The 21,124-nt window shown below is 58.4% G+C and carries 31 protein-coding genes; all 31 read left to right on the top strand.

Features of this window, described 5'->3' with window-relative positions; all coding sequences use genetic code 11:
• Window positions 1-8: 8 nt before the first annotated feature.
• On the top strand, window positions 9-674 hold the full coding sequence (locus tag ACMNI9_RS08410) for a hypothetical protein (RefSeq protein ID WP_418831599.1): 666 nt from the start codon (window positions 9-11) through the stop codon (window positions 672-674).
• The gene (locus ACMNI9_RS08405) at window positions 671-1,237 is read left to right on the top strand and encodes an NUMOD4 domain-containing protein (RefSeq protein ID WP_418831597.1); all 567 of its coding nucleotides are present in this window, start codon (window positions 671-673) and stop codon (window positions 1,235-1,237) included. Before ACMNI9_RS08410 ends, ACMNI9_RS08405 begins: the two co-directional genes overlap by 4 nt.
• The gene (locus ACMNI9_RS08400; RefSeq protein ID WP_418831595.1) at window positions 1,234-1,503 is read left to right on the top strand and encodes a hypothetical protein; all 270 of its coding nucleotides are present in this window, start codon (window positions 1,234-1,236) and stop codon (window positions 1,501-1,503) included. The genes ACMNI9_RS08405 and ACMNI9_RS08400 overlap by 4 nt, the downstream gene beginning before the upstream one ends.
• A 2-nt stretch (window positions 1,504-1,505) precedes the next feature.
• Complete coding sequence (locus tag ACMNI9_RS08395; RefSeq protein WP_418831593.1) at window positions 1,506-1,670, top strand: hypothetical protein; 165 nt, start codon at window positions 1,506-1,508, stop codon at window positions 1,668-1,670.
• Window positions 1,667-2,068, top strand: coding sequence for a hypothetical protein (locus ACMNI9_RS08390; protein WP_418831592.1), 402 nt, complete (start codon window positions 1,667-1,669; stop codon window positions 2,066-2,068). Before ACMNI9_RS08395 ends, ACMNI9_RS08390 begins: the two co-directional genes overlap by 4 nt.
• Window positions 2,065-2,352 carry a hypothetical protein gene (locus tag ACMNI9_RS08385; RefSeq protein ID WP_418831590.1) on the top strand — a complete coding sequence of 96 codons (288 nt, stop codon included), beginning with the start codon at window positions 2,065-2,067 and terminating at the stop codon, window positions 2,350-2,352. The genes ACMNI9_RS08390 and ACMNI9_RS08385 overlap by 4 nt, the downstream gene beginning before the upstream one ends.
• A 118-nt stretch (window positions 2,353-2,470) precedes the next feature.
• The gene (locus ACMNI9_RS08380; RefSeq protein WP_418831588.1) at window positions 2,471-3,160 is read left to right on the top strand and encodes a phosphoadenosine phosphosulfate reductase family protein; all 690 of its coding nucleotides are present in this window, start codon (window positions 2,471-2,473) and stop codon (window positions 3,158-3,160) included.
• Window positions 3,161-3,162: 2 nt separating this feature from the next.
• Entirely contained in the window at window positions 3,163-3,363 is a 201-nt protein-coding gene (locus tag ACMNI9_RS08375) for a hypothetical protein (protein WP_418831587.1), read from the top strand.
• Window positions 3,360-3,578 carry a hypothetical protein gene (locus ACMNI9_RS08370; RefSeq protein WP_418831585.1) on the top strand — a complete coding sequence of 73 codons (219 nt, stop codon included), beginning with the start codon at window positions 3,360-3,362 and terminating at the stop codon, window positions 3,576-3,578. The genes ACMNI9_RS08375 and ACMNI9_RS08370 overlap by 4 nt, the downstream gene beginning before the upstream one ends.
• A complete protein-coding gene (locus ACMNI9_RS08365; protein WP_418831584.1) occupies window positions 3,575-3,871 on the top strand; it encodes a hypothetical protein in 297 nt (98 codons plus the stop codon). The genes ACMNI9_RS08370 and ACMNI9_RS08365 overlap by 4 nt, the downstream gene beginning before the upstream one ends.
• Window positions 3,872-3,876: 5 nt before the next feature.
• On the top strand, window positions 3,877-5,172 hold the full coding sequence (locus tag ACMNI9_RS08360) for a DNA cytosine methyltransferase (RefSeq protein WP_418831612.1): 1,296 nt from the start codon (window positions 3,877-3,879) through the stop codon (window positions 5,170-5,172).
• A gap of 118 nt (window positions 5,173-5,290) precedes the next feature.
• Entirely contained in the window at window positions 5,291-5,725 is a 435-nt protein-coding gene (locus ACMNI9_RS08355) for a hypothetical protein (protein WP_418831583.1), read from the top strand.
• 129 nt (window positions 5,726-5,854) lie between these two features.
• Window positions 5,855-6,031: a type II toxin-antitoxin system HicA family toxin gene (locus ACMNI9_RS08350; protein ID WP_418831581.1), complete on the top strand. Its 177-nt coding sequence runs from the start codon at window positions 5,855-5,857 to the stop codon at window positions 6,029-6,031.
• A 35-nt stretch (window positions 6,032-6,066) separates the two neighbouring features.
• Window positions 6,067-6,510 (top strand): type II toxin-antitoxin system HicB family antitoxin, encoded by a 444-nt coding sequence (locus ACMNI9_RS08345; RefSeq protein WP_418831580.1) that lies wholly within the window; start codon window positions 6,067-6,069, stop codon window positions 6,508-6,510.
• Window positions 6,511-6,632: 122 nt separating this feature from the next.
• The gene (locus tag ACMNI9_RS08340; RefSeq protein WP_418831578.1) at window positions 6,633-6,917 is read left to right on the top strand and encodes a hypothetical protein; all 285 of its coding nucleotides are present in this window, start codon (window positions 6,633-6,635) and stop codon (window positions 6,915-6,917) included.
• Complete coding sequence (locus ACMNI9_RS08335) at window positions 6,907-7,392, top strand: hypothetical protein (RefSeq protein WP_418831576.1); 486 nt, start codon at window positions 6,907-6,909, stop codon at window positions 7,390-7,392. Before ACMNI9_RS08340 ends, ACMNI9_RS08335 begins: the two co-directional genes overlap by 11 nt.
• 88 nt (window positions 7,393-7,480) lie before the next feature.
• On the top strand, window positions 7,481-7,816 hold the full coding sequence (locus tag ACMNI9_RS08330; protein ID WP_418831574.1) for a DUF4406 domain-containing protein: 336 nt from the start codon (window positions 7,481-7,483) through the stop codon (window positions 7,814-7,816).
• A 20-nt stretch (window positions 7,817-7,836) separates the two neighbouring features.
• Window positions 7,837-8,031, top strand: a complete 195-nt coding sequence (locus ACMNI9_RS08325) for a hypothetical protein (RefSeq protein ID WP_418831573.1) — start codon at window positions 7,837-7,839, stop codon at window positions 8,029-8,031.
• 458 nt (window positions 8,032-8,489) lie between these two features.
• Window positions 8,490-8,981 carry a phage terminase small subunit P27 family gene (locus tag ACMNI9_RS08320; protein ID WP_418831571.1) on the top strand — a complete coding sequence of 164 codons (492 nt, stop codon included), beginning with the start codon at window positions 8,490-8,492 and terminating at the stop codon, window positions 8,979-8,981.
• The gene (locus tag ACMNI9_RS08315; RefSeq protein ID WP_418831569.1) at window positions 8,971-10,674 is read left to right on the top strand and encodes a terminase TerL endonuclease subunit; all 1,704 of its coding nucleotides are present in this window, start codon (window positions 8,971-8,973) and stop codon (window positions 10,672-10,674) included. The genes ACMNI9_RS08320 and ACMNI9_RS08315 overlap by 11 nt, the downstream gene beginning before the upstream one ends.
• 10 nt (window positions 10,675-10,684) lie before the next feature.
• Window positions 10,685-11,965 carry a phage portal protein gene (locus tag ACMNI9_RS08310; RefSeq protein WP_418831567.1) on the top strand — a complete coding sequence of 427 codons (1,281 nt, stop codon included), beginning with the start codon at window positions 10,685-10,687 and terminating at the stop codon, window positions 11,963-11,965.
• A complete protein-coding gene (locus ACMNI9_RS08305) occupies window positions 11,949-12,527 on the top strand; it encodes an HK97 family phage prohead protease (RefSeq protein ID WP_418831565.1) in 579 nt (192 codons plus the stop codon). The genes ACMNI9_RS08310 and ACMNI9_RS08305 overlap by 17 nt, the downstream gene beginning before the upstream one ends.
• A gap of 70 nt (window positions 12,528-12,597) precedes the next feature.
• Window positions 12,598-13,740, top strand: a complete 1,143-nt coding sequence (locus ACMNI9_RS08300; RefSeq protein ID WP_418831563.1) for a phage major capsid protein — start codon at window positions 12,598-12,600, stop codon at window positions 13,738-13,740.
• A gap of 129 nt (window positions 13,741-13,869) precedes the next feature.
• Window positions 13,870-14,178, top strand: a complete 309-nt coding sequence (locus ACMNI9_RS08295) for a head-tail connector protein (protein ID WP_418831562.1) — start codon at window positions 13,870-13,872, stop codon at window positions 14,176-14,178.
• Window positions 14,165-14,503, top strand: coding sequence for a head-tail adaptor protein (locus tag ACMNI9_RS08290; protein ID WP_418831560.1), 339 nt, complete (start codon window positions 14,165-14,167; stop codon window positions 14,501-14,503). Before ACMNI9_RS08295 ends, ACMNI9_RS08290 begins: the two co-directional genes overlap by 14 nt.
• Window positions 14,500-14,871, top strand: coding sequence for an HK97 gp10 family phage protein (locus ACMNI9_RS08285; protein ID WP_418831558.1), 372 nt, complete (start codon window positions 14,500-14,502; stop codon window positions 14,869-14,871). The genes ACMNI9_RS08290 and ACMNI9_RS08285 overlap by 4 nt, the downstream gene beginning before the upstream one ends.
• On the top strand, window positions 14,864-15,190 hold the full coding sequence (locus tag ACMNI9_RS08280) for a hypothetical protein (RefSeq protein WP_418831556.1): 327 nt from the start codon (window positions 14,864-14,866) through the stop codon (window positions 15,188-15,190). The genes ACMNI9_RS08285 and ACMNI9_RS08280 overlap by 8 nt, the downstream gene beginning before the upstream one ends.
• A 36-nt stretch (window positions 15,191-15,226) precedes the next feature.
• Window positions 15,227-15,802, top strand: a complete 576-nt coding sequence (locus ACMNI9_RS08275; protein ID WP_418831554.1) for a major tail protein — start codon at window positions 15,227-15,229, stop codon at window positions 15,800-15,802.
• A 1-nt stretch (window position 15,803) separates the two neighbouring features.
• Entirely contained in the window at window positions 15,804-16,202 is a 399-nt protein-coding gene (locus ACMNI9_RS08270; RefSeq protein ID WP_418831552.1) for a hypothetical protein, read from the top strand.
• A gap of 129 nt (window positions 16,203-16,331) precedes the next feature.
• Window positions 16,332-20,339 carry a phage tail tape measure protein gene (locus tag ACMNI9_RS08265; RefSeq protein ID WP_418831550.1) on the top strand — a complete coding sequence of 1,336 codons (4,008 nt, stop codon included), beginning with the start codon at window positions 16,332-16,334 and terminating at the stop codon, window positions 20,337-20,339.
• Window positions 20,336-21,103, top strand: a complete 768-nt coding sequence (locus tag ACMNI9_RS08260) for a hypothetical protein (RefSeq protein ID WP_418831548.1) — start codon at window positions 20,336-20,338, stop codon at window positions 21,101-21,103. Before ACMNI9_RS08265 ends, ACMNI9_RS08260 begins: the two co-directional genes overlap by 4 nt.
• The last annotated feature ends 21 nt before the right edge of the window (window positions 21,104-21,124 follow it).

Below are 21,124 nucleotides of genomic sequence, written 5' to 3'. Positions count from 1 at the left end.
AGGATGTTATGACCGAGAAGGGAACGAGCGGGATCGAAAAGCTGCGAGCGTTCGCGGACGACGCAACCGAGTTATTGCACGACGTCGCGGATCAGATCGAGCTAAGGCACCGGCTCGACGTCGATGAGGCGGTGAAGGAGACGGAGGACGAACTCGGCGAGCGCCTGATGCCCGAAGGATTGGAGTGGCCGAGGTTCGAGGACGGGGAGCCTATTGCGTACGGCGACGCCCCAGACGGCATCGCAGCCGTAATGGTCATGCTCGACGGAAGCGGTTACGAGCTGATCGACATGCCCGATTACGCCGTCAGGCCGCGCGGCGAGCGCGTCAAGCGCCCGAAGCCGGAGGTGCTCGCGGCGGACTGCCTGCCGATCAAGGTCGGCGATACGGTGTACCTAGAAAGCTTCGGCAGGCCGTTCACCGTCGTCGGATTCGACGGCGCGTACCTCAAGGATGCCAACGGCGGGTATCTGCGCGCCGATTGCGCGACCCACACCCCGCCGGACACGCAGGAGCAGATCGACGAGGACGCCCTCATGGACGCTGGCAAGTACGTGGCAGGGCACCCGGAAGCCGCCAGGCTGCGCGAATACCCAACCTCGTTCAGCGCGAAGCAGGCCATGATGGCCGATCTCCTGCGCCGCCAAAGGATCCTGGATGGTGTTGAGAAATGATCGAGTGGCGAGACGTTCCAGGGTACGAAGGGCTTTACCAGGTGTCGGACACTGGCTTGATCCTCGGCCTTCCAAAAAGCACATCGTCGGGGAAGATAATCAAGCCGACAATCAATGCTGACGGCTATCTGACCGTGTGCCTTTCGAAGGGCAACGCCAAGAAAACCTTCCGCGTCAATCGCCTCGTTGCGTTGGCATTCATCCCGAACCCGCTTTACAAGCTCGAAGTCAACCATATCGATGGAGACAAAGCAAACAACACCGTGTCGAACCTCGAATGGTGCGACAGATCGGAAAACGAAAAACATGCCTATTCCGCAGGTTTGAAAGAGAGAGTTCCTTCCGCTGCTTGCATGGCGGCATCAGCGAGAGCGCACATGCGGAGAGTTAGAAGGAGTGACGGAATGACGTTTGAAAGCATAAGGGATGCAGCCGCCGCAGTTGGAGCAAACGACAAGGGCGCTTCGATATCGAAGGTGTGCAGAGGATTGCGGAAATCGGCTCACGGGTTCGATTGGGAATACGCAGAGCTGGATGCCAGGACGATGGGAGGTGCGAAATGAGCACGAAGTTCGAGCTTAGCCCGGAACTGCGCCCGTGCCTGCGAGGCGGACTCCCTGCGCTGCTCCACGGCGTCTTCATCGCGTCGTGGACTCACGGAGCGTCGCCGCTTATCGGCGGTTTCAGCGCAGGCCAGGAGACCAGCGTTCGCGCGATTATCGAGAACGAGGACGGCGATCTTCTCGAAGTGCCGGTCTACGAAGTTACGATGCTTGACAGCAAGGCCAAGTTCGACGGCTTTTGCTGGGAGACGGAAGAGGGCGAGTAGCCATGCAGGAACCGAAGAGGATTCCCGTATCCGATGACGAAGATGCGGTGGTGTACAGCAAGCCCATGCAGCAGAAGATGGCTGCAATGAACCGGGCAGAGCGCCGCGCGCTCGCCAAGGAAAACGGCAGCTTCAAAAGAAACCGGAAGAAGGGAGGCGTGAAATGAGAAAGACAGCAGCATTCGCCATCGCGTCGGCTATCGCACTGTCCCTATGCGGATGCAGCGCGGCATCGACGGCTTCGCAGCAGGTTAGCGTGGCCGCCGATAACTTTGAGGTCGTCCGCGAGCTCACCGTGTTCAACAACGTAACAGGGGAGATTCTGTTCATCGCCCAGGGCCGTATGTCCGTCGAAGTCGACGACGTCGACAGCCAGCTTGAAATCATGGTCGCGCAGCCGGATGGAAAGTACGAGAAGCACTTCGTCGGCCTCAACGAGACGACCACATACGTTGTGAAGGACCTCGCCGGAGTCGACGTCGATAGCTTCCGTTACAAGATCGTCATAAACCCCGACATGATCCTGCCGTTCGAGCCGAAGCTGGTCACGGGAGGCGCGGAATGAGCGACATCTTCATATCCAAACTCGAAACGAAGGAATGCGGTCTTTCCGTTTGGAACCAAGACGAAAGCAATTGCCGCATGCTTTTTCGTCCTGAGCACACCATGACGCTTGAACTCGCCAACCATCGGGAGGGAACATGGCCGTGGTACTCGGGCATCGAGTTCGCTAGCCGCAAGGCGTGGTTCCAGTTTGTAAGGCTCGTAAACGACATGAACAGATTGGTTAAGAAGCTTCCAAAAGACGAGTGGGGGTTTCCGATCCTTCCGAAAGGAGGGGAGGAATGAGCGGATTCGCATACAACTTCCCGCCGTGCTCTTGCGCATCGCCCTACCTGCTCAACCCTGCGAGTAGCCTGGGAAGCCACGTGCGTTTCCACGATCCGAGCATCGGAGCGTGGCGTCTATGAAAGAGAAGCACATTGCATCAGTCAGTTTCGGTAAAGACAGCCTGGCCATGCTGCACGGGCTGATCGAGCGCGGCATGCCGCTCGACGAAGTGGTGTTCTACGACACGGGGATGGAGTTCGACGCGATCTACCGCGAGCGCGACCGAATCCTCCCGCTGTTCCGCGAAAACGGCATCAGGTACGTCGAGCTTAAACCGGCGATGCCGTTCTGGGAGTCTATGTTCCTGCGGCCCGTCCGCAGCCGGAAGACCGGCGAGGTCCACAAGCGCGGCTACGGATGGTGCGGCGGGCCGTGCCGGTGGGGGACGACGGAGAAGTGCCGGACGCTCGACAGGTACGCCGAGGCGGTCGGGGCGAAGGTGTACGTCGGGATAGCAGCCGACGAGACCGCCCGCCTGGCGAAGGAGGTAAAGCCGTACAAGCTGCATCCCCTGGCCGAATGGGGCATGACGGAGTCCGACTGCCTAGCAGCATGCTACGAGCGAGGCTGCGAGTGGGACGAGGACGGAGTTCGGCTCTACGACGTGCTGGACAGGGTCTCGTGTTGGTGCTGCCGAAACAAGAACATGAAGGAGCTGAAGGCTATCCGAGACCATCTGCCGGTGTACTGGTCCAGGCTCGAAGGGCTTGAGCACCACCTCGGACAGATGAAGGGGAAGCCGTTGTCAGATATAGGAGGCGAGTAACCGTGTGTATTTATTGCAATAGCGCCGTGTCGGCGCACATCATCAGCGTGGAGCAGGGAGAGGACTGGTCGCCAGGCGTGTCGGCCTACGTCATGGGCGGCGCGCTGCACGTGGAAGTCGACGCGGACGACAACTACTATTTCGCGGCCCCGGTCAATTACTGCCCCATGTGCGGGCGCAAGCTACGAGGCGATGCGTCATGACCGCAGGGCATCGATTGGACATCCAATGCACTGTGATCGTCGAGGACGCCGACGGCAACGTCGAGAGCACGTTCGAGCAGCCGCTGAAAGACGAGCAGGTAGCGGCGTTAAGGGAGCTGTGCGACGGGTGCTATGCCGACAACGGCTGCGAGATGGGCGCGGAATGCGCGCTGTACGACGACCGTGTGTTCAGAGGGGAGGACGTGGGCGAATGAGCGAGAAAGAGTACCTGGTGATCGAGGCCGATCTGATAGACTCCGCCGATCTGTGCGAGCACTGCGTCGGCAACGGCGAGGACTGCCATGGGGACTCCCTGTGCGCGCCCATTTCGAGGATCCTCGCGCGGCATGAGCGCGTCGAGCGCACGTGCGTCATCGAATCGAAGGGCACGTGGCTCTACTGCTCGAATTGCAAAAGCTGCGTAACCGGCAGCTGGGCAGATGCGACGAGCCATCATCCCATGAGGTATTGCCCGTGCTGCGGCGCGAAGGTGGTGGGCGAATCGTGAAGACCATGCGCTACATCAGCCTTTTCAGCGGCATAGAGGCCGCGAGCGTCGCATGGGGGCCGCTCGGCTGGGAGCCTGTCGCGTTCAGCGAGATCGAGCCGTTCCCGTGCGCCGTGCTGGCCGAGAGGTTCCCCGACGTGCCGAACTTGGGGGACGTAACCGAGATAGATTGGAGCAGCTACGTTGGATCAGTTGACGTTGTCGTCGGAGGAAGCCCATGCCAGTCGTTCAGCGTGGCGGGGAAGCGAGAGGGGCTTGCCGGGCAGTCAGGACTCATGTTCGAGTACATTCGGGCTGTTTCTGAGATCCGTCCTCGATACTTCGTCTGGGAGAACGTCCCGGGAGCGTTGTCGAGCGAGGGCGGGGCGGCTTTCGGACAGCTGCTCAGGGAAATGGATGGCATCGGGTACGGTCTGGCATGGCGAGTTCTCGACGCGCAGTTTTTCGGAGTGGCCCAGAGACGCCGCCGTGTCTTTCTTGTCGGACGCATTGGAGACCCGGCGAGTGCCGCAGCGGTACTTCTTGAGCGCGACGGCATGCGCTGGGATAATCCGTCGAGCCGAGCAAAGAGGGAAGAGCTTGCCCTGGCCGCTGGGAGGAGTGTTGGCGGCGATGGCCGAGGGAGGATGGGACTTCGAGCGCGCCCAGCTTCGCCAACAACCGCAGAAGGAGATGCTGCTGCCGGATGCCTGACCCCGTGGGACGTGCAGAGCAAACTGGTATTCTCGCCGAGCGGATGCGGCCCCACGCTTTCCAGCGGAACCGGAGAAGGAATGAACATCGTCCCGTCTGCGCTCACGTTCGACACGACGCAGATCACGTCTCCTGCGAACGGATGCAATCCGCAGTACGGTGATCCATGCCACCCTCTGTGCGCGAGCGCGCATGTTCCGGCGATCGCGTTCAAGTACCATGCTGGGGCCAAGGCGGGGAGCGCGGCGGTCTGCGACGACGGGACCACGCCGACGCTGACGGCTGACTACCACCAGCCCGCCGTCTGCCTGTCGGACGACACTGCGAAAGCTGCCTGCGACAAGGAGCTGGCCGGTACGCTCAAGTGCGGCGGAAGGCCGCCGGCGGTGGCGAAGGACATGATCGTTCGCCGTCTCATGCCGATCGAGTGCGAACGACTCCAAGGTTTCCCGGATGACTGGACGCGCATACCGTATCGCGGCAAATCCGCCGAGGAATGCCCGGACACGCCGCGGTACAAGGCCATCGGCAACTCGATGGCCGTGCCCGTGATGCGCTGGATAGGCGAGCGGATCGCCATGGTGGACGCGTTGGGCGGTCCGATCTGATGGCGGCGTGGCTGTTCGTCGCGTCCATCGCGCTCATGACGGCGTTCTGCGCGTGGGTGCTGGCAGGGATCGCGAGGATGCTCGCTGACGAGATGGCAAGGAAGAAGGAGGACCGTCGATGACGACGAGGAGCGTATGCCCCGGCTGCGCCCACGAGCAGGCGTGCGGGCACGCCGAAGTGCATGCATGCGCCAACCGAGAGCCGATCGAGGAGGGATCAAGCATGAACCGAGCGCAACGACGCAAGGCGGGCATCAAGAAACCGGAGCCGACGTACAACATGAGCGCCCAGCAGCTCGCTGGCATGAAGAAGGAGGCGACGAACGAGGCCATCAACGCCGCGTTCATCCTGATGCTGGCCATACCCGCGATGGTTCTGCACGACAAGTTCGGGCAGCTGATGCCCAGGGAGGTCGGCGGCAAGAACCGGGAGGAGCGGTTCGTCGACATGTGCGTGGACCTGTACGACAGCTACGTAAAGGGATACGTCACGCTCGACGACCTGCGCGAGTGGCTGTGGGAGGAGGCCAACACTAGGATCGAGATGACGTGACTGGCGGCCGATCCGGCGCGTTCTTCGCCTCCGTCCGGTTTCTAATATTGTGAAAATACTTTAACAATATGCTTGAATAATTGTTAAATATCTTTTATAATATACCTACAGGAAAGCGAAGGAGAGAAGATGACGAAGAGGAGGGACGTGGTAAGGCTTCTCGAGGAGAACGGGTTCGTGAGCAAAGGCGGCACGAACCACGAGAAGTTCGAGAACCCCGACGGCAGGTACACGATAGTGGCGCGGCACAGGGAGATCGACGATCGGATGTTCAAGATAATCAAGAAGCAGGCGGGGTTGAAATAGCCCCGCCGCTCCACCCCTTCAGGCAGGAGGCCGTTATGCAGTACACGTACGAGTTCGAGCTGTTCCGAGGCGACGGGTTCTGGATCGCCGCCCCGTTCGACATGGACGGCGCAACGCAGGGGAGCACGATCGAGGAAGCATCCGAGATGGCGGCCGACTGGCTTCGCATGGACGTCGAGCACCGCTTGATGCGCGGGATCGACCTGCCGAAGGCGACGTTCGGCCACGAGCCGCAGGAAGGCGGCATCCTCATGGTGGTCTCGGTCGAGGCGGGCTTGGACGCCGTCAAGAAGGTCTCGGCGTCCGAGGCGGCGCGCATGCTCGGCGTGACGCCCGCCCGCGTCACAGCGATGATCAAGGACGGTTTGCTCGATGCCTACAAGGACGGGGCGAGGACGTGGGTGACCGTCGACAGCATTGACGAGCGAAAGCGAAACCCCGGAGTCGTTGGCAGGCCGAAGAAGGCGGCCATGGCGTAACTGAACGGGCACCGCTTCGGCGGTGCCTTTTTCGTGTAACGCCTGTTGGCATAGTGATAATGGAAGCGATAAATTATAATGGAACCATCATCGGACTCTTGCGATCGGAGGATCAGTTGAGCGTGACAATGGGCAAAGGCGAGTTCAAGGCTTACATGTGCAACGTCATCGACCACATGGACGAGGGAAGCGAGCAGTACCGGAGGTTCTCGGAGCTGTTCCTGACCGCTTGCGGCGTGATCGACGAGGACGGGAATTTGACCGAGGAGTACCGCTGCTCGCCGTACTGGTCGGGAGGTGACGACGGAACGCCACTGCGGCAGAGCGTCGAAGCGGAACTTCTTCGAAAGGTTTCGCCCGAAGTCAGAAACGCGATCATGGAGATGGAGGCTGCCAATGCCCGGTAGGGTGTCGCACTCTCCCAAGTACAGGCAGGCGCAGGATTACTTCCGACACGTCCTCAGCCTCGACCGCCGCATAAGCAGCCTGGAGGCTGAGATCGAGCGCCAGCAGTCGCGCCTCGCCCTCAACGGGGTGGAGGGCGGCGAGCGCGTGAGCCGGACGATGGAGGGCGACAGCCTCGAGCGCGGGTTCGTCAAGCTCTACGACTACTGCGACGCCCTGGACACGCGGCTCATCGAATACGTGGACGAGCGCGATCGAGCCATATCGACGCTCGACTGCCTTGCTGACGGCGACATGGTTCAGATCGTCTACCTGCGCTACTTCGAGGGCGTCAGCTTCCCGGCGATCCACAAGATGTTCGCGGTCGGCGCTCGGCCTATGAGCGAGCGCAAGATGTACAGCCTGCATGAGCAGGCCATGTGTCGCCTATGGCATTTCATTCCGCCGGAATACCGACAGCGCAAAAGTGTGCAGTAAATTGCAGTGAAATATTTGATACAGTGTAACCAGTCGAGCCGTCCCAATAAGGGGCGGCTTTTTTTATGCCCAAAGCCGGGAGGTTTATATGCAAGACGCTAAAACTAAAAAAGCCATGTTGAGCCAGCCTATGGCAGGCAAGACCGAGGATGAGATAACTGCAACGCGCGATGCGGCTATCGAGGCGCTTACTGCTATGGGCTACGAGGTAATTAACACGCGGTTTACAGATGAGTGGTACAGCAAAGAGGCTATGGACGAGCGCGGAGTTGTAAATATCCCGCTTTGCTTTATGGCAAAAAGCCTTGAGGCAATGTGTAACTGCTACGCTGCATATTTTTGTAACGGATGGGAGACCACGCGCGGCTGTCGTATCGAGCACGAGGTAGCTAAGGCATACGGAGTAGAGATTATCTACGCTTAATCATTAACTAGGAGGTTGCCATGGTCAGCATCGATCACATGATTCGCGCTGCATTGCGCAAGGATAACCTCATAAGCAATGCAATGCTTCGCGCGTGCGGTATACCAGTGCCGCGCTTATTCAGAGCGGGAACAATCGTTCGTGTTGATGAATACGATGGGCTGATGGAGTGCTTTGCCAACCATGGGTCGCCGATGGACGGGCGACATGCTTAGATCATGTCCAGTGTGCGGGCGCATCCATGATTCTCGCATCAAGTGCAAGAGCTCGCTATCTCAAGAGCGAACCGACGCGCAGAGGTTTCGCAGCAGCGCAGCTTGGCAACGTAAGCGCGACGAGATAGTGACGCGAGACTTAGGACTATGTCAAGCGAGCCTGCGCGAAGATCCACCACGGCTTGTTACTGATGCCTTGCAAGTACATCATATCGTCAAGGTAGAGAGCGAGTGGGACGCACGCCTCGACAACGACAATCTTATTACATTGTGTGGTTACTATCATGAGTTGGCTGAATCTGGGGCGATTAGAGCCGACGTGCTGCGCCGATGGGCTTACGAGTCGGAGGAAGGTATCCCCCCGTCTCTCGCAGGCTTAGGTGGCGCGTCAGACGTAGACCAACGCCGCTAGACAAGACACACAAAGTTCCTTTAATAAATAATTCGGAGGTGATCCCATGGCTAGAAGAGCTGTTGTTTCCGGTGCGTCGAAAGGTCATCAGACAAAAGCGCAGAAAGATAGGCGCGCTCAAGTTGAGGCAGAATGGCGGCGTGGGAACATTGCTGATTATGAACCTATGATGCTGTCGGAGTCAGGAATGATCGTATTCGCCGAGCTTGCTAATGCCATGCCAAACGACGCGCTTGCTAAAGTTGACGGTTACACACTTGAGACGGCGGCCGACGCACTCGACAAGATGCGCGAGTGTCGGGAGGCGATCAGCTCAGAAGGACTAATAGTCGATATGCCAAACGCGCGAGGCGAGCTCGTGCCAGAACAAAACAAGTCGATCCTCGTCTACCAGAAGTATTCCGAGATTGCGAAAAAGTGGCTTATCGAACTTGGACTCACTCCATCTGCTCGCAGCAAGATAGCAAACGACGCGGCAGCAAAGGCGACAAAGAAGAGCTCTGTATTTGACGTCATGGACGATGAAGATGAAGGATGACCATGCAGCAGATTACGCCCGCGCCGCCGTAAACGGTACGCTATACGCGCCGCATGTTGATGGGGTTAAACCTGATAATCTTGTGCCTAGATACGTAAAGCTACAGTGCGCTGATTTCTTAAAAATGTGGGACGGCGATGACCCTAAGTATTTCGTTGATCGGGTGTTGCTGCGCAAGATATGTCGCATACTTAAATTGCTCATTATGGCTAAAGGGCCAAAAGTAGGGCACACGGTATATGATGCATTTGCTGGCTTTGATTGGCTTATCGTTACGGCACTCTTGTGTTGCGTTTACCGCGACGACAAAACAAGGCGTAGGTACGAAACAGCACTGCTTGAAATATGTCGTAAAAACGGAAAGACATTCGTCGTTGCTGTTTTATTCTTGTTGTTGTTTCTTCTTGAGCCACCGTTTTCTAGGTTCTTCAGCGTCGCGCCCGATGGAGAGCTAGCTCGTGAGATAAAGCAGGCCCTTGAGCCTCTTATCACCATCAATGCTGAGGCTTTAGAAAACGATCTTGACGTTCGGCGTGATTGGGTTAGATCGAAGCGTAAAAAAACCGAATACAAGCCGCTTAACTATTCGACCAACCGCATGGACGGCAAAGAGCCAAACGTCTTTATTGCGGATGAGATTGGCGCGCTACCTACCAACTATGCCATTGAATCAATGCGATCTGGTCAGTTGATGGTGACGAAGAATCGTCTTGGATTTTGCATATCGACAAAGTATCCAACCATCGATAACCCAATGGAAGATGAAGTCAAGGTTGCAAAACGATCGCTTGACGGTATCGATGTAGACGAAACGCTCTTCGCGCTCTTGTATGAACCGGATGATCCGAAAGAATGGATGACGGACAACACTATCCTTGCGCATGGAAACCCTCTTGCTCTTGAGATGGAAGCGGTATGGAACGATCTTTTGAAAAAACGTTCTGCTGCCATTGCCGTAGAAAATAAGCGTGAAAACTTTCTCACAAAGCACTGCAACATCATTTACTCGGGAGCTGGAACCGAAACGTTCGTTCCCGTTGATGCGGTACGTGCAGGAAGCTGCGAATGTATTGATTTTTCTGGTCGCGAATTGTATGTAGGCGTTGACCTCGCCATGAGCAACGACAACTGCGCGGTTGCGGTGGTGTTTGAAGAAGATGACGAGATAGTTTGCGACGTAAAGGCGTTTATACCAGAAGAGCGAATAGAAGAGAAGTCCAAGTACGAGCACGTGGACTACCGCCAGTTCATCGCCGCCGGCAACTGCGTGGCGTGCGGCGACATGGTCGTCGACTACTCGGTCATCGAGCGGTTCGTGGAGAGTATCGAAGAAGAGTACGGCGGAACGGTCGTCTCGATCGGATACGACAGGTACAACGCCCTGTCCTCGTCGCAGAAATGGGAGGAGGCTGGCTACACGACCGTCGAGATCAAGCAGCATTCGAGCGTGCTCCATCCGCCGACCAAGCTCCTCTCGGAGAAGATCGAGTCGAGGAAGTTCAGATACCGTGCGAACAAGATGCTGGAAATTAACTTCCAGAACGCGAAATGCACGTACGACACGAACCTGAACAGGTACGTGAGCAAGAAGAGGTCGAACGGCAAGGTCGACATGGTGATGGCGATCATCGACGCGGTGTACCTGCTTCAGCAAGACGTGCTGTTCGGCGATGACGATTTTGTTTGTCAATAAGGAGGTGATCATGGGAATTTTTGGATTAACTACACGCGCGGTCGAAGAAGAGTTGACGGCTGAGGATTTGACCGCAGGGTCGGTTATCAATACCGTATCGGTTGGGAAAGAAGAAGCGATGGCCATACCGGCGTTCGCCGCATGCGTCGACACCATATCGGGCACCATCGCGTCGTTGCCGATTAAGCTTTTCAGCGATGACGGAGTGGAGACGCACGAAGTCCTTGATGACAAGCGCGTAAGGCTGCTCAACGGGGACACGGGCGACACGCTGACCGCCCCCGAAATGATTAAAGCCGTCGTGGAAGACTATTATTGCTCGAGCGTTGGCGGAAACATATACGTCAACCGCGTTAGAAACGAAGTGAAGAGCCTCCACTATGTCGAGTGCGGATCGGTGCAGCCGCTCATCGGGTCGAACTACGACCCTATTTTCAAGCAATCAGGCTTCTTAGTCCAAGGGCGCGAGTACTTTCCATGGGATTTCGTCCGCATCTTGCGCGCAACACGAGACGGGCGGTTCGGCAGAAGCGTCGTAGACGCTAACCGCGAAGCCCTGTCTGTCGCGTACATGACCATGCTCTACGAAAGATCGCTCGTCGCACGCGACGGAAACAAGCGAGGGTATCTTCAGTCCGCCAAAAAGCTCGGACCGAGTGCGCTCAAGTCGCTGCGCGATGCCTGGAGAAGGTTCTTCGGTCGCGCTGAGGAAAGCATGATCATCCTCAACGACGGCGTGACTTTCCAAGAGGCTTCGGCGACTTCGACCGAGATGCAGCTCAACGAGAACAAGCAGACGAACTCGGACGACATCTACGCCATGTTCAAGATGCCGCCCTCCATCATCCGAGGCGGCGGTACCGACAACGCGTCGAAAAATGATCGCGACAACTATGTCCGCTACTGCATTATCCCGTTACTCGCTGACTTCAGGGCTGCATTAAACAAGACGCTACTACTCGAAAGCGAGAAAGAGAGCTACTTTTTCGATTTTGATCTGTCTGAACTCGCAAAAGCAGACATGAAGGAGAGATGGGAGGCATGGGCTGTTGCGAAGAAGAACGGGTTCGTCAAACCTGACGAAGTTCGTCGACGCGAGAACCTTCCGCCGCTGGGCCTCGACTACATCAGCCTCGGACTGCAGGACGTCCTGCTCGATCCGGCAGCTAAGAAGATCATCATCCCGAACATGGGCAAGGCGATAGGCCTGGACAGCATGCCCACTGGCGAAAGCGAAACCATGCAACCCTTCGAGGGAGGTGAAGAAAATGCAAGTGACGTTGAGGAATGATTCGGCTGAGATCGAAGGGTACGTGAACGCGGTAGGCCGCGAATCACGACCGCTGCGCGACAAGGACGGCTATTTCGTCGAGGTCATCCAACCCGGCGCTTTCGCGCGCGCCTTGCAACGTGGAAGGCGCGAAATGCTGCTCAACCACGACGAGACGCGCGTGCTTGGCACCGAGGGAGACAACTTGGAGCTGCACGAAGACGGCGTCGGTCTTTTTGCTCGCGCGTGCGTGACCGATCCTGAAGCTATCGACAAGGCAAAGAAGCGCGAGTTGCGTGGGTGGAGTTTCGGCTTTATCCCGTTGCAAGAGCGATGGGTTGAAGTAGACGGAATGCGCCGCCGTTACGTCGAAGACATGGATTTGCGCGAGGTATCCATTCTTGACATGCGGAAACTCCCAGCATACGCCGCAACAAGTGTTCTTACGCGCGACGTTGAAGGTTCGGATGCTCCCGTAGAGTACCGAACGATGGACGTCCAAAATGTTGACGTGTTAGAGACTCGCGAAGAACAGATTGATTACTCGCCGTATACGTCAGTTATCGATGAGCTTAAACGCTAATCAACAACCAAAGTAAATGAGCGCCTGCGGGCGCTTTTTTTATGCCAAAAATCAAAAATGGAGGTAATAAATGGAGAAGCTCAAGGCGCTCATGGAAAAGCGCAACTCGAAAATCGACGACATGAACGCGATCATGAACGCCGCCGTCAACGAGACCCGTGCGCTCACCGATGAAGAAGACGGCACGTTTAAGGAACTTGAGAACGAGGTTCGTGCGCTTGATTCCACGATCGAGAAAATCAAGCAGGCGCGCGAGAAGCTCGACGTGCCGCAGCCGCGCGGCGAAGGTTCCAGCGAAACTAACGAGCAAGCAGAAGAGCGCGCTTTTGCGGCCTACATTCGCGGCAAGGTCGAGACGCGAGCCGACAAGAATCTCGTTGCCGCTGATAACGGAGCGATCATCCCAAAGACGATCGCTAACCGCATCATCAAGAAAGTGTACGAGATTTCGCCCATCGTCAATGCGGCAACCCATTACAACGTAAAGGGACAGCTCGACCTGCCGTATTACGATGAAGAGACGAGTGCTATCAGCGTTTCGTACGCTGATGAGTTCGCCACGCTTGAGGCCAACGTCGGCAAGTTCGCGAAAATCACCCTCAATGGCTTTTTGGCCGGTGCTCTGACCAAGGTTAGTCGATCGCTCATGAACAACAGCGACGTCTCGCTTGTGGCGTTCGTGGTCGACGACATGTCCATGAAGATCGCGCGCTGGCTTGAGAAAGAGTTGTTGATCGGCACCTCAGGCAAGATCGAGGGGCTTTCCACCTGCAAGCAGACCGTTACCGCCGCTGCGGCGACCGCGGTCTCCGCAGACGAGCTTATCGACCTGCAAGAGAGCGTCATCGACTTCTACCAGTCAGGCGCTATGTGGATCATGAACCGCAAGACGCGCACCGCGATTCGCAAGCTCAAGGATTCGAACGGCCGCTATCTGCTGCAAGACGACATCACCGCCCCGTTCGGCAAGGTCCTCCTCGGCAAGCCCGTGTACACATCCGACAACATGCCCGAGATGGCAGCAGGGAAAGCAGCGATCTTCTACGGTGACTTCTCCGGGCTTGCGTGCAAGTTCGCCGAAGACCCGACCATCCAGGTGCTTCAGGAGTTCTACGCGACGCAGCACGCCATCGGTGCCGTCGGATGGCTCGAAGTGGACGCTAAGATCCAGGTCGAGCAGGCAATCGCTCAGCTCAAGATGAAGTCGGCCTAATGAAGCTGGTGGCAACGGCGTGCTTTTCGGGGGCGCTTGGTTCTGCCGGTATCGGAAACACGCTCGAAGTTGATGAAAAGACAGGCAAAGTAATGCTTGAGCAGGGGTATCCAGTAAAGGAGGTTCGGAATGAAGCTAAGCGAGATGCAAGAGAGCATGATACTGAACCACCTGCGCCTGCATCCTGATTTCGTCTCAGATGAAGACAAAACGTATATAGAGGCACTGGAAATCGCCTCTATTGCGTTTGTCGAGGAGTATTGCAATATCGACACTGCCTACATCGACGCACACGAAGAACTTACCATTGCGGTGCTCGTGCTCATCGGCGACATGTACGACAACCGAACCCGCTACGTGGACAAGGCGAACCTGAACAGGACGGTCGAGACCATCCTTTCGCTGCACGACCACAACCTTATCGATGATGCAACCTAGCAGCCATTTTACGGAGCCGTTTGCCATCGCGGTCGACGAACTTATTGTTGACGACTTGGGCGATCAAAGCGAAACGCAGCGAGTCTTGTTCAGGGGGTTCGCGAAAGTTTCAAACCTTAATTCGCGTGAATTTTGGGAAGCGGCTGCACTCGGAAGCGAACAAACACGCAAGTTCTTTATGCGCTGGGTACCATCGCTTGATGCCGTTGATCTCGATAGGGCCTACGTGCTGTGGCGTGGCAAAAGGCTATCAATCACGTCGGTAGACAACGTCGACATGAGAAACGAGACGGTCATCATCAGAGCAAAGGAGGTCAGGAAATGAGCGGGGGAGTAGTGGTTGATGCCTCCGGTTTCGGAGCTGCTTTCGATGGCATACTCGATGACTTCTTACGCGAATGCGTTGTCGATTCAAAAAAGGCCGTGAGTGCAACAGGTCGCGAGTTGGTAAACGATCTAAAAGGATCGTCACCAAGCAAAACTGGTAAGTATGGCTCAGGCTGGCGCATGCGCACTGAGTTTGACAGTTTCGGCGGCTACTATGTGCGCGTCTACAACGTGACGAAACCTAGCCTCACCCATCTGCTTGAGTTTGGACACGGAGGCCCGCGCCCAGCAGGAGCGCATCCACATATTGGCCCTGCTGCCGACAAGGCTCAAGGCAACTTACTGCAAAGGATGGCGCATGGATAGGGCAAAGATCGCGGCTATCGCGAAAGCTTCCGGGTTGCCGTTCGTGTACGCGTCGTGGAAGCCGGACAAGCAACCACCGATGCCGTACGTGGCGTATAGGTATAGCTATTCAAACGACCTTTGCGCTGATGGCATCAACTACATGCCGATCGAAAACTGGCAAATAGAGCTTTATGCCGAAGCAAAAGACGAAATGCATGAAAAATTGCTAGAAGCCGCCATCAATGAGGCTGGATGGTGCTTTGAAAAGCGAGAGTACGGCTTTGATGACCCTTACCAGTACCTGCAAACCATCTACTTGATCAAAACCATCGGATAGCGGCCTGCGGGCCGCTTTTTCATTTAGGAGGCAAATATGTCGGGAACGGAAAATCGCGTTCGGTTCGGCTTGTCGAACGTCCATGTAGCGCCGCGCACCGGAGAGGGAACGTACGGCGCTCCCGTCAAGGTTCCGGGAGCGGTGAGCCTGACGGCAAGCCCGGAGGGCAACTCCGACAAGTTCTACGCGGACAACATCCCGTATTACACCGCTATCACGAACGCTGGCTATTCGGGAGATTTGGAGCTTGCAATTCTGCCCGATACCGTGAAAGTTGCACTCGGTCTTGGATTTATCGATACCAATGGCGCGTTCGTCGAAGACGCGGATTTGGTTGCGGTTCCTTTCGCGCTGCTCTTCGAGGTTAACGGCGATGTGAAGAACCGCCGAAACGTGTTCTACAGCTGCACGGCGCAGCGTCCGAGTGACGAGAGCAAGACGAAGGAGGACGGCACGACGGTCACCACCGAGAAGCTGTCGATCACCATGATCCCCGAGCCTATCGACGGCAAGAACATCACGAAGCTGTCCATCGAGCCCTCTACGGAGAACAAGGCCGTCTACGACAAGTTCTTCACGTCGGTCATCAAGCCGAACGAGCCTACGGTCTAATATGCTCAAGGCCGACATATACGGCATGGAGGTGCCCATGCAAGGCTCGCCATACACCTATCTGGTGTACCGCACCGAGTTCGGACGGGGGATTCTCGCCGACATCCAAGAGGCTTACTCAGGAGATGTGCCGGACATGTCGATCCTGCTTCAGGTGGCCTGGGCGATGGCCCGCACCTTCGACGACGCCGTTCCCCCGTACGCCGATTGGCTGCGGGGGTTCGACCCGAAGGAGTTCGCGCTGGGCGACGCCCGCGCGATGGAGGTGATCGACAAGGCCGCATCGGCCGAGCTGTTTCGTGTTCGAAAGACCGGGAAAGCCAAGCGGAGGATCGCCAGAGCCGTGGGACGAATGGCGCAGCGTATTGGCTGCGCTGCGGATAGGGTTCTCGCTCGCTGAGATCAGGCATGTGACCATGCGCGACTTCATCGCGTACGCGGACTTGGCCTACGAGCCTCAATCAGAAACAACGGAGAAAGAGGCCACGCAGGCCGACATAGACGCGCTGCTCGGTTAGGGGGCTTGTAGATGGCTGATATTTACAAAGGATTGACGGTCAAGCTCGGCGTCGACTCATCGAGCCTTTCCCGCGGCCTGAGAAAATCGAAGAGCGAGGTGCGCGGCGTATCGTCCGACTTGAAGCTGCTGTCCAAGGCCCTGAAAGCGGACCCTTCCAACGCTAATCTGCTCGCTCAGCAGCAGAAGGACTACAGGCGGGCGATCAGCGCGACGATGGACCAGCTCGAAATGCTCGCGCAGGCTGAAAGGCAGCTCAAGCACGAGATGTCGGACTCCTTCGTCGGCCCCGTCGACAAGGCGGCGCAGCACGACCAATGGACGAGGCTCCAATCCGACATCGTCATGACCGAGCAGAAGCTCAAAGGCTACAAGCAGGCGCTGGCCGATTCAATCGTGCAGCAGAACCTAGCCGCCTCCCGCCTCGATAGATTCGGGCAAAGCGTGAAAAACACAGGCGATAGGCTCGTTTCCGTCGGTCGTAGGATCGAGGGCGTCGGATCGTCATTGACGACCGGGGTCACCGTCCCGATGGCCGCCGCCGGTGCCGCCACCATCGCCGCCGCCGCGAGCATCGACACGTCTCTCACCAACGTCAAGAAGACGGTGAACGGAACGGACGAGCAGTACCTGAAGCTCAAGCAATCGGCCATCGAGTTCTCTCAGACGAACGCCGTCAGCGCGTCGCAGATACTCGACATCCAGGCCCTCGGCGCGCAGCTCGGCTTCGCCATAGACGAGCTCGACGAGTTCGGGCGCGTCGTGTCGGGCCTCGACATCGCCACGAACATGAACGCCGAGCAGGCCGGAACCGAGATGGCCCAGTTCGCCAACATCACGAAGATGAATCGCAGCGAGATCAGCAACTACGGAAGCGCCATCGTCGGGCTGGGCAACAGCTTCGCCACCACGGAATCGGACATATCGTCCATGGCGATGCGCATAGCCGCATCGGGAACGCAGGTCGGCATGTCGCAAGCCGACATCCTCGGCCTCGCAGCCGCGCTGTCCGCGATGGGCGTCGAAGCCGAAGCGGGCGGCACGGCGGTAAGCACGATAATGGCCCAGATCGACAAGGACGTAGCGACCAACTCCGCATCGGTCGAGACGTGGGCGAGCACCGCGGGCATGTCTGCGCAGGAGTTCGCCGACGCTTGGCGAAACGCCCCGGTCGACGCGCTTTCCGCGCTCCTCTCGAACATGGAATCGACGACCGCCGAGGGCGGCAACATGTCGGTCATGCTCCAAGAGCTCGGCATCGACGGCGTGCGCCAGACCGACATCATGAAGCGCCTTGCCGGAAACTCGGAGCTCGTCGGCAGCGCCGTCGCGAAATCCAACGAGGAATGGACGAAGAACACCGCACTGTCGAAAGAGGTCGAGAACCGAAACCAGTCGCTCGCTGCCAAGTTCGAGATGTTGAAGAACCGCGCTATCGCGATAGCGGAATCCGTCGGCGGGCCCCTTGCAGACGCGCTTCTCGAAGCTATGGACGCAGCCGAGCCGCTCGTCAAGGCCATAAGCGACGGGGCGAAGGCGTTCTCCGAAATGGACGATGGTCAGCAGAGGGCCATCGTCGCGGCCCTCGCCTTGGCAGCGGCGCTGGGCCCCGTCCTGAAAACGACGGGCAAAGTGTCGAGCGCCGTCGGGAAGCTGGCTGAAAAGCTCGGAGACGGATCTCGGGACGCGGCGAAGCTGTCGGCGGAGGCGAGCGCGGTCGGCGTGAAGGCGAAGGTCGCTTCGGTCGGCGTGAGAGCCCTGAGCGCCGCCACCAAGGCGTTGAAAGCCGCAGCGGGCGCACTCGCCTTCGTGCTCGTCATGGCTGCGGCGGAGAAAGCGGCCGAGCGTCTCTACTCCATGAAGCAGCGATCAGACGCGGCGTCGGGCGCGACCGACGGCCTCCGCGAAGCCGTGGACGCCATGAACTCGAGCCTTTCGGGCGCCGTCCCGGTCATCGACTCGGCGACCGGCAAGACCGAGGAACTCGCCTCGTCGGCCTATGATGCGATGAAGAAGCAAGCCGATCTCGCCGACGAGATGAAGAAATCATGGCAGGACGTCAACACCGACAAGGCGCTCATCGAAGAGTACATGGGCGTCATCGAGCAGCTTACCGGAAAGTACGACGAGAACGGCAACAAGGCCGCTCTCACCAAGGAGGAGCAGGAGAAGCTCCAAGCCGCCGTCGCAGGCGTGAACGAGGTGTGCGGGACGTCCTACAGCGTCGTCGACGCTCAAAACGGCATCCTTAGCGAATCCACCGGCGCTATAAAGAGCAACACCGAAGCATGGGTGGCGAACGCGGACGCCCAGGCCGCGCAAGAGCAAATGGTCGAAATGAAGAAGCAATGGTACGACCTCGACCGACAGCGTCACGATCTGAACAAGGAGATCGCAGAAGATGAAGCGCGCCTGAACGAGCTCAACGGGCGCAGGACCGACCTCACGAGAGCCGAAGCCAGCGAGCAGCAGCACCTCGTGAACAAGCTGGAAGAGAGCAAAGTCGCCCGCGACGACCTGACGAAGTCCATGGGCGAGAACGAAGAGTACCAGAAGCGCCTGATCGGAAAGGCCTCGGAAGCGCAGGACGCGTTGAGCAGGACGGCTCCGAAGCTGGAGGAGCTGATAGCGAAAAATCGGGAATGGAGCGAAGCCCTCGCCGATTCGGGCATCGACGTCGCCGCGTTCTCGCAGAAGCTGTCGGAACTCGGCTACTCGACGTCGGACCTTGCGAGCATGTCTACCGAGCAGCTCACGGCGCTCGCCGGTGCGTACGGGTCGAACACCGCCGACATCATCGCCATGTGCGACCAGATGGGCATAGCGGTGCCGCAGAAGATGCGGGAGGCCGTAACCGGCGCGACCCAGGAAGTCGCCGCCGAAACTCCTAACGCGGCAAGCGCCATGCTGCTGTTCAAGGACGGCATGCTGCAATCCTACGATCCGGTCACCGGTCAGTTCTCGCAGGTGACGAACGACGCGCTGGCGCAGATCACCGGCGGAATCGCGGCAGGCGCTCCAAGCGTCGATACGGCGGTCATGACCATGCGCGACGGAATGCTCTATACATACGACCCGCTAACGAGGATGTTCGTCGAAGCAACCGACAGCGCGATGGATGCAGCTGCTTCCGCCGTCGAGAGCGGGACGCCTCCCGTGCGGAGCGCGACGGCGGGCCTCGTCGAGGGAGTGGACTACGAGACGGGGCAGATGCCCGGAAAGGTCGCGGACAACACAGAAGAGGCAGGGAACGCCCTCGTCGCGGGCATCGACGCGGCGCAGGGATCCGTCGCATCGTCAGCCGATGCCGTAAGCAAGCTCGCAGCAGACCGCATGAGCAGCGCATCGAAAGACGCTTGGTGGGCTGGCCATAACATGGCGGCTGATTCGTTCAAGTCAGGCGTGGACGGCGGAAGGGGCCAGGCCGTCGGAGCGGCAGACGCGGCGAGCAAGCTCGTCGCCGACCATTTCAGCAGCGCGAACGGCGACGCCTGGTGGGCCGGGCGCAATATGTCGGCTGGTTTCGCGAAAGGCATCAGCGACGGCGGGTCCATCGCGGTCGAAGCCGCCGCAAGCGTCGCGCGCGACGCCATCAACGCGGCGAAAGCGGAAGCGGACATCCATTCTCCGTCAAGAGTGATGGAGGAGGCCGGCGAGTTCTTCACCGAGGGCTGGGCAATCGGCATCGGGAACAAAACGCGCATGGCGATTGAATCCGCACGAAAGATGGTCGAATCGACATTCACGGCCGTTCCGTCCTCTATGAGCAGCGTCGAAAACATGAGGCTGAGCGCGTCAGCCGAGAAACCATCATCTTCTTCCGCTGTCAACGTGACAGTAGATAACGACGGTGGAATCACGAAAGAAGACGTGTACGACGCGATGGTAGCCGCTATCGGCTCGGCAGGCGGCGGCGAGGTCGCCGTGTACGTCGACGGCCGAGAGGTGACGAACGCGCTTGCTCCTGGGCTCGGACGCCGGCTCGGGACTATCGAGAGACGGAGGTCGAGCGGATTATGAAGAACAGGATCGTGGTCGGGGGCAGGGATCTGCTCTCTTGTTACGGCCTCGTGATGGAGGACGGATTCGTTCTGGGCGCTCCGGCGCCGAAAGCGCGCATGCTCGAACTGCCTGGCAGGGACGGCTCCCTCGACGTGACGGAGTCGTTCGGCGACGTGCTATACGAGGATCGGGAGCAGGAGTTCGTCTTCGGCGCCGTCGGCTCGTTGGATTTCGAGAAGACGAAGACGGACGTTGCCCGATACATCCACGGCAGGGTCCACGATTACCAGTTGAGCATGGATCCCGGATACACGTACCGAGGCCGCTTCGCGATCGACGAATGGTACACGCTCATGCGCGTTGGGAAGATAAAGGTGAAGGTCACCGCGAATCCCTACAAGTCCGCCGGCACGAAGGTCCATACGGTCGACGCCCAGGCGGGCGCGCACCTGCGCCTGCTGCCGGGGCGGGGGCGGGTGCGCCCCGTGTTCGAGTCGCAGATGCCCTGCCACGTCGTGGCGAACGGCGTGGACGTCGTGCTGCCGCCCGGATCGCACACGGCCGTGGGCCTCACGATCCGCGACGGGGCGTCGGACGTGTACGTCAACACCGGCGGCTCGATCAGAGGAGGCACCACGACGTGGGGCGACCTCAAGGAGAGGGGCCTCACGTGGGGCGACCTCAAGGGCAAGAGGTGGCACGAGGTCATGTACATGGCCGGCGCGCCCGCTCCCAACGAGGCGTACCGGGTCAAGATCGCATACGAGGTATTGGAGCTGTAGCATGGAAACGACAACGAGGCT

Source organism: Paraeggerthella sp. (assembly GCF_048427265.1).
Taxonomy (GTDB): Bacteria; Actinomycetota; Coriobacteriia; order Coriobacteriales; family Eggerthellaceae; genus Paraeggerthella; species Paraeggerthella hominis.
Note: the sequence above shows the minus strand (reverse complement) of the source record. Positions and strands in the feature narration are given on the sequence as shown.

Coding starts and splice junctions, on each gene's coding strand:
- ACMNI9_RS08300 (WP_418831563.1), top strand. CDS start 12,598: ATGGAGAAGCTCAAGGCGCTCATGGAAAAGCGCAACTCGAAAATCGAC.
- ACMNI9_RS08365 (WP_418831584.1), top strand. CDS start 3,575: ATGAGCGAGAAAGAGTACCTGGTGATCGAGGCCGATCTGATAGACTCC.
- ACMNI9_RS08345 (WP_418831580.1), top strand. CDS start 6,067: ATGCAGTACACGTACGAGTTCGAGCTGTTCCGAGGCGACGGGTTCTGG.
- ACMNI9_RS08310 (WP_418831567.1), top strand. CDS start 10,685: ATGGGAATTTTTGGATTAACTACACGCGCGGTCGAAGAAGAGTTGACG.
- ACMNI9_RS08290 (WP_418831560.1), top strand. CDS start 14,165: ATGATGCAACCTAGCAGCCATTTTACGGAGCCGTTTGCCATCGCGGTC.
- ACMNI9_RS08410 (WP_418831599.1), top strand. CDS start 9: ATGACCGAGAAGGGAACGAGCGGGATCGAAAAGCTGCGAGCGTTCGCG.
- ACMNI9_RS08315 (WP_418831569.1), top strand. CDS start 8,971: ATGAAGGATGACCATGCAGCAGATTACGCCCGCGCCGCCGTAAACGGT.
- ACMNI9_RS08350 (WP_418831581.1), top strand. CDS start 5,855: ATGACGAAGAGGAGGGACGTGGTAAGGCTTCTCGAGGAGAACGGGTTC.
- ACMNI9_RS08320 (WP_418831571.1), top strand. CDS start 8,490: ATGGCTAGAAGAGCTGTTGTTTCCGGTGCGTCGAAAGGTCATCAGACA.
- ACMNI9_RS08405 (WP_418831597.1), top strand. CDS start 671: ATGATCGAGTGGCGAGACGTTCCAGGGTACGAAGGGCTTTACCAGGTG.
- ACMNI9_RS08325 (WP_418831573.1), top strand. CDS start 7,837: ATGGTCAGCATCGATCACATGATTCGCGCTGCATTGCGCAAGGATAAC.
- ACMNI9_RS08390 (WP_418831592.1), top strand. CDS start 1,667: ATGAGAAAGACAGCAGCATTCGCCATCGCGTCGGCTATCGCACTGTCC.
- ACMNI9_RS08335 (WP_418831576.1), top strand. CDS start 6,907: ATGCCCGGTAGGGTGTCGCACTCTCCCAAGTACAGGCAGGCGCAGGAT.
- ACMNI9_RS08360 (WP_418831612.1), top strand. CDS start 3,877: ATGCGCTACATCAGCCTTTTCAGCGGCATAGAGGCCGCGAGCGTCGCA.
- ACMNI9_RS08275 (WP_418831554.1), top strand. CDS start 15,227: ATGTCGGGAACGGAAAATCGCGTTCGGTTCGGCTTGTCGAACGTCCAT.
- ACMNI9_RS08280 (WP_418831556.1), top strand. CDS start 14,864: ATGGATAGGGCAAAGATCGCGGCTATCGCGAAAGCTTCCGGGTTGCCG.
- ACMNI9_RS08260 (WP_418831548.1), top strand. CDS start 20,336: ATGAAGAACAGGATCGTGGTCGGGGGCAGGGATCTGCTCTCTTGTTAC.
- ACMNI9_RS08395 (WP_418831593.1), top strand. CDS start 1,506: ATGCAGGAACCGAAGAGGATTCCCGTATCCGATGACGAAGATGCGGTG.
- ACMNI9_RS08385 (WP_418831590.1), top strand. CDS start 2,065: ATGAGCGACATCTTCATATCCAAACTCGAAACGAAGGAATGCGGTCTT.
- ACMNI9_RS08355 (WP_418831583.1), top strand. CDS start 5,291: ATGACGACGAGGAGCGTATGCCCCGGCTGCGCCCACGAGCAGGCGTGC.
- ACMNI9_RS08265 (WP_418831550.1), top strand. CDS start 16,332: ATGGCTGATATTTACAAAGGATTGACGGTCAAGCTCGGCGTCGACTCA.
- ACMNI9_RS08295 (WP_418831562.1), top strand. CDS start 13,870: ATGAAGCTAAGCGAGATGCAAGAGAGCATGATACTGAACCACCTGCGC.
- ACMNI9_RS08370 (WP_418831585.1), top strand. CDS start 3,360: ATGACCGCAGGGCATCGATTGGACATCCAATGCACTGTGATCGTCGAG.
- ACMNI9_RS08380 (WP_418831588.1), top strand. CDS start 2,471: ATGAAAGAGAAGCACATTGCATCAGTCAGTTTCGGTAAAGACAGCCTG.
- ACMNI9_RS08270 (WP_418831552.1), top strand. CDS start 15,804: ATGCTCAAGGCCGACATATACGGCATGGAGGTGCCCATGCAAGGCTCG.
- ACMNI9_RS08330 (WP_418831574.1), top strand. CDS start 7,481: ATGCAAGACGCTAAAACTAAAAAAGCCATGTTGAGCCAGCCTATGGCA.
- ACMNI9_RS08400 (WP_418831595.1), top strand. CDS start 1,234: ATGAGCACGAAGTTCGAGCTTAGCCCGGAACTGCGCCCGTGCCTGCGA.
- ACMNI9_RS08285 (WP_418831558.1), top strand. CDS start 14,500: ATGAGCGGGGGAGTAGTGGTTGATGCCTCCGGTTTCGGAGCTGCTTTC.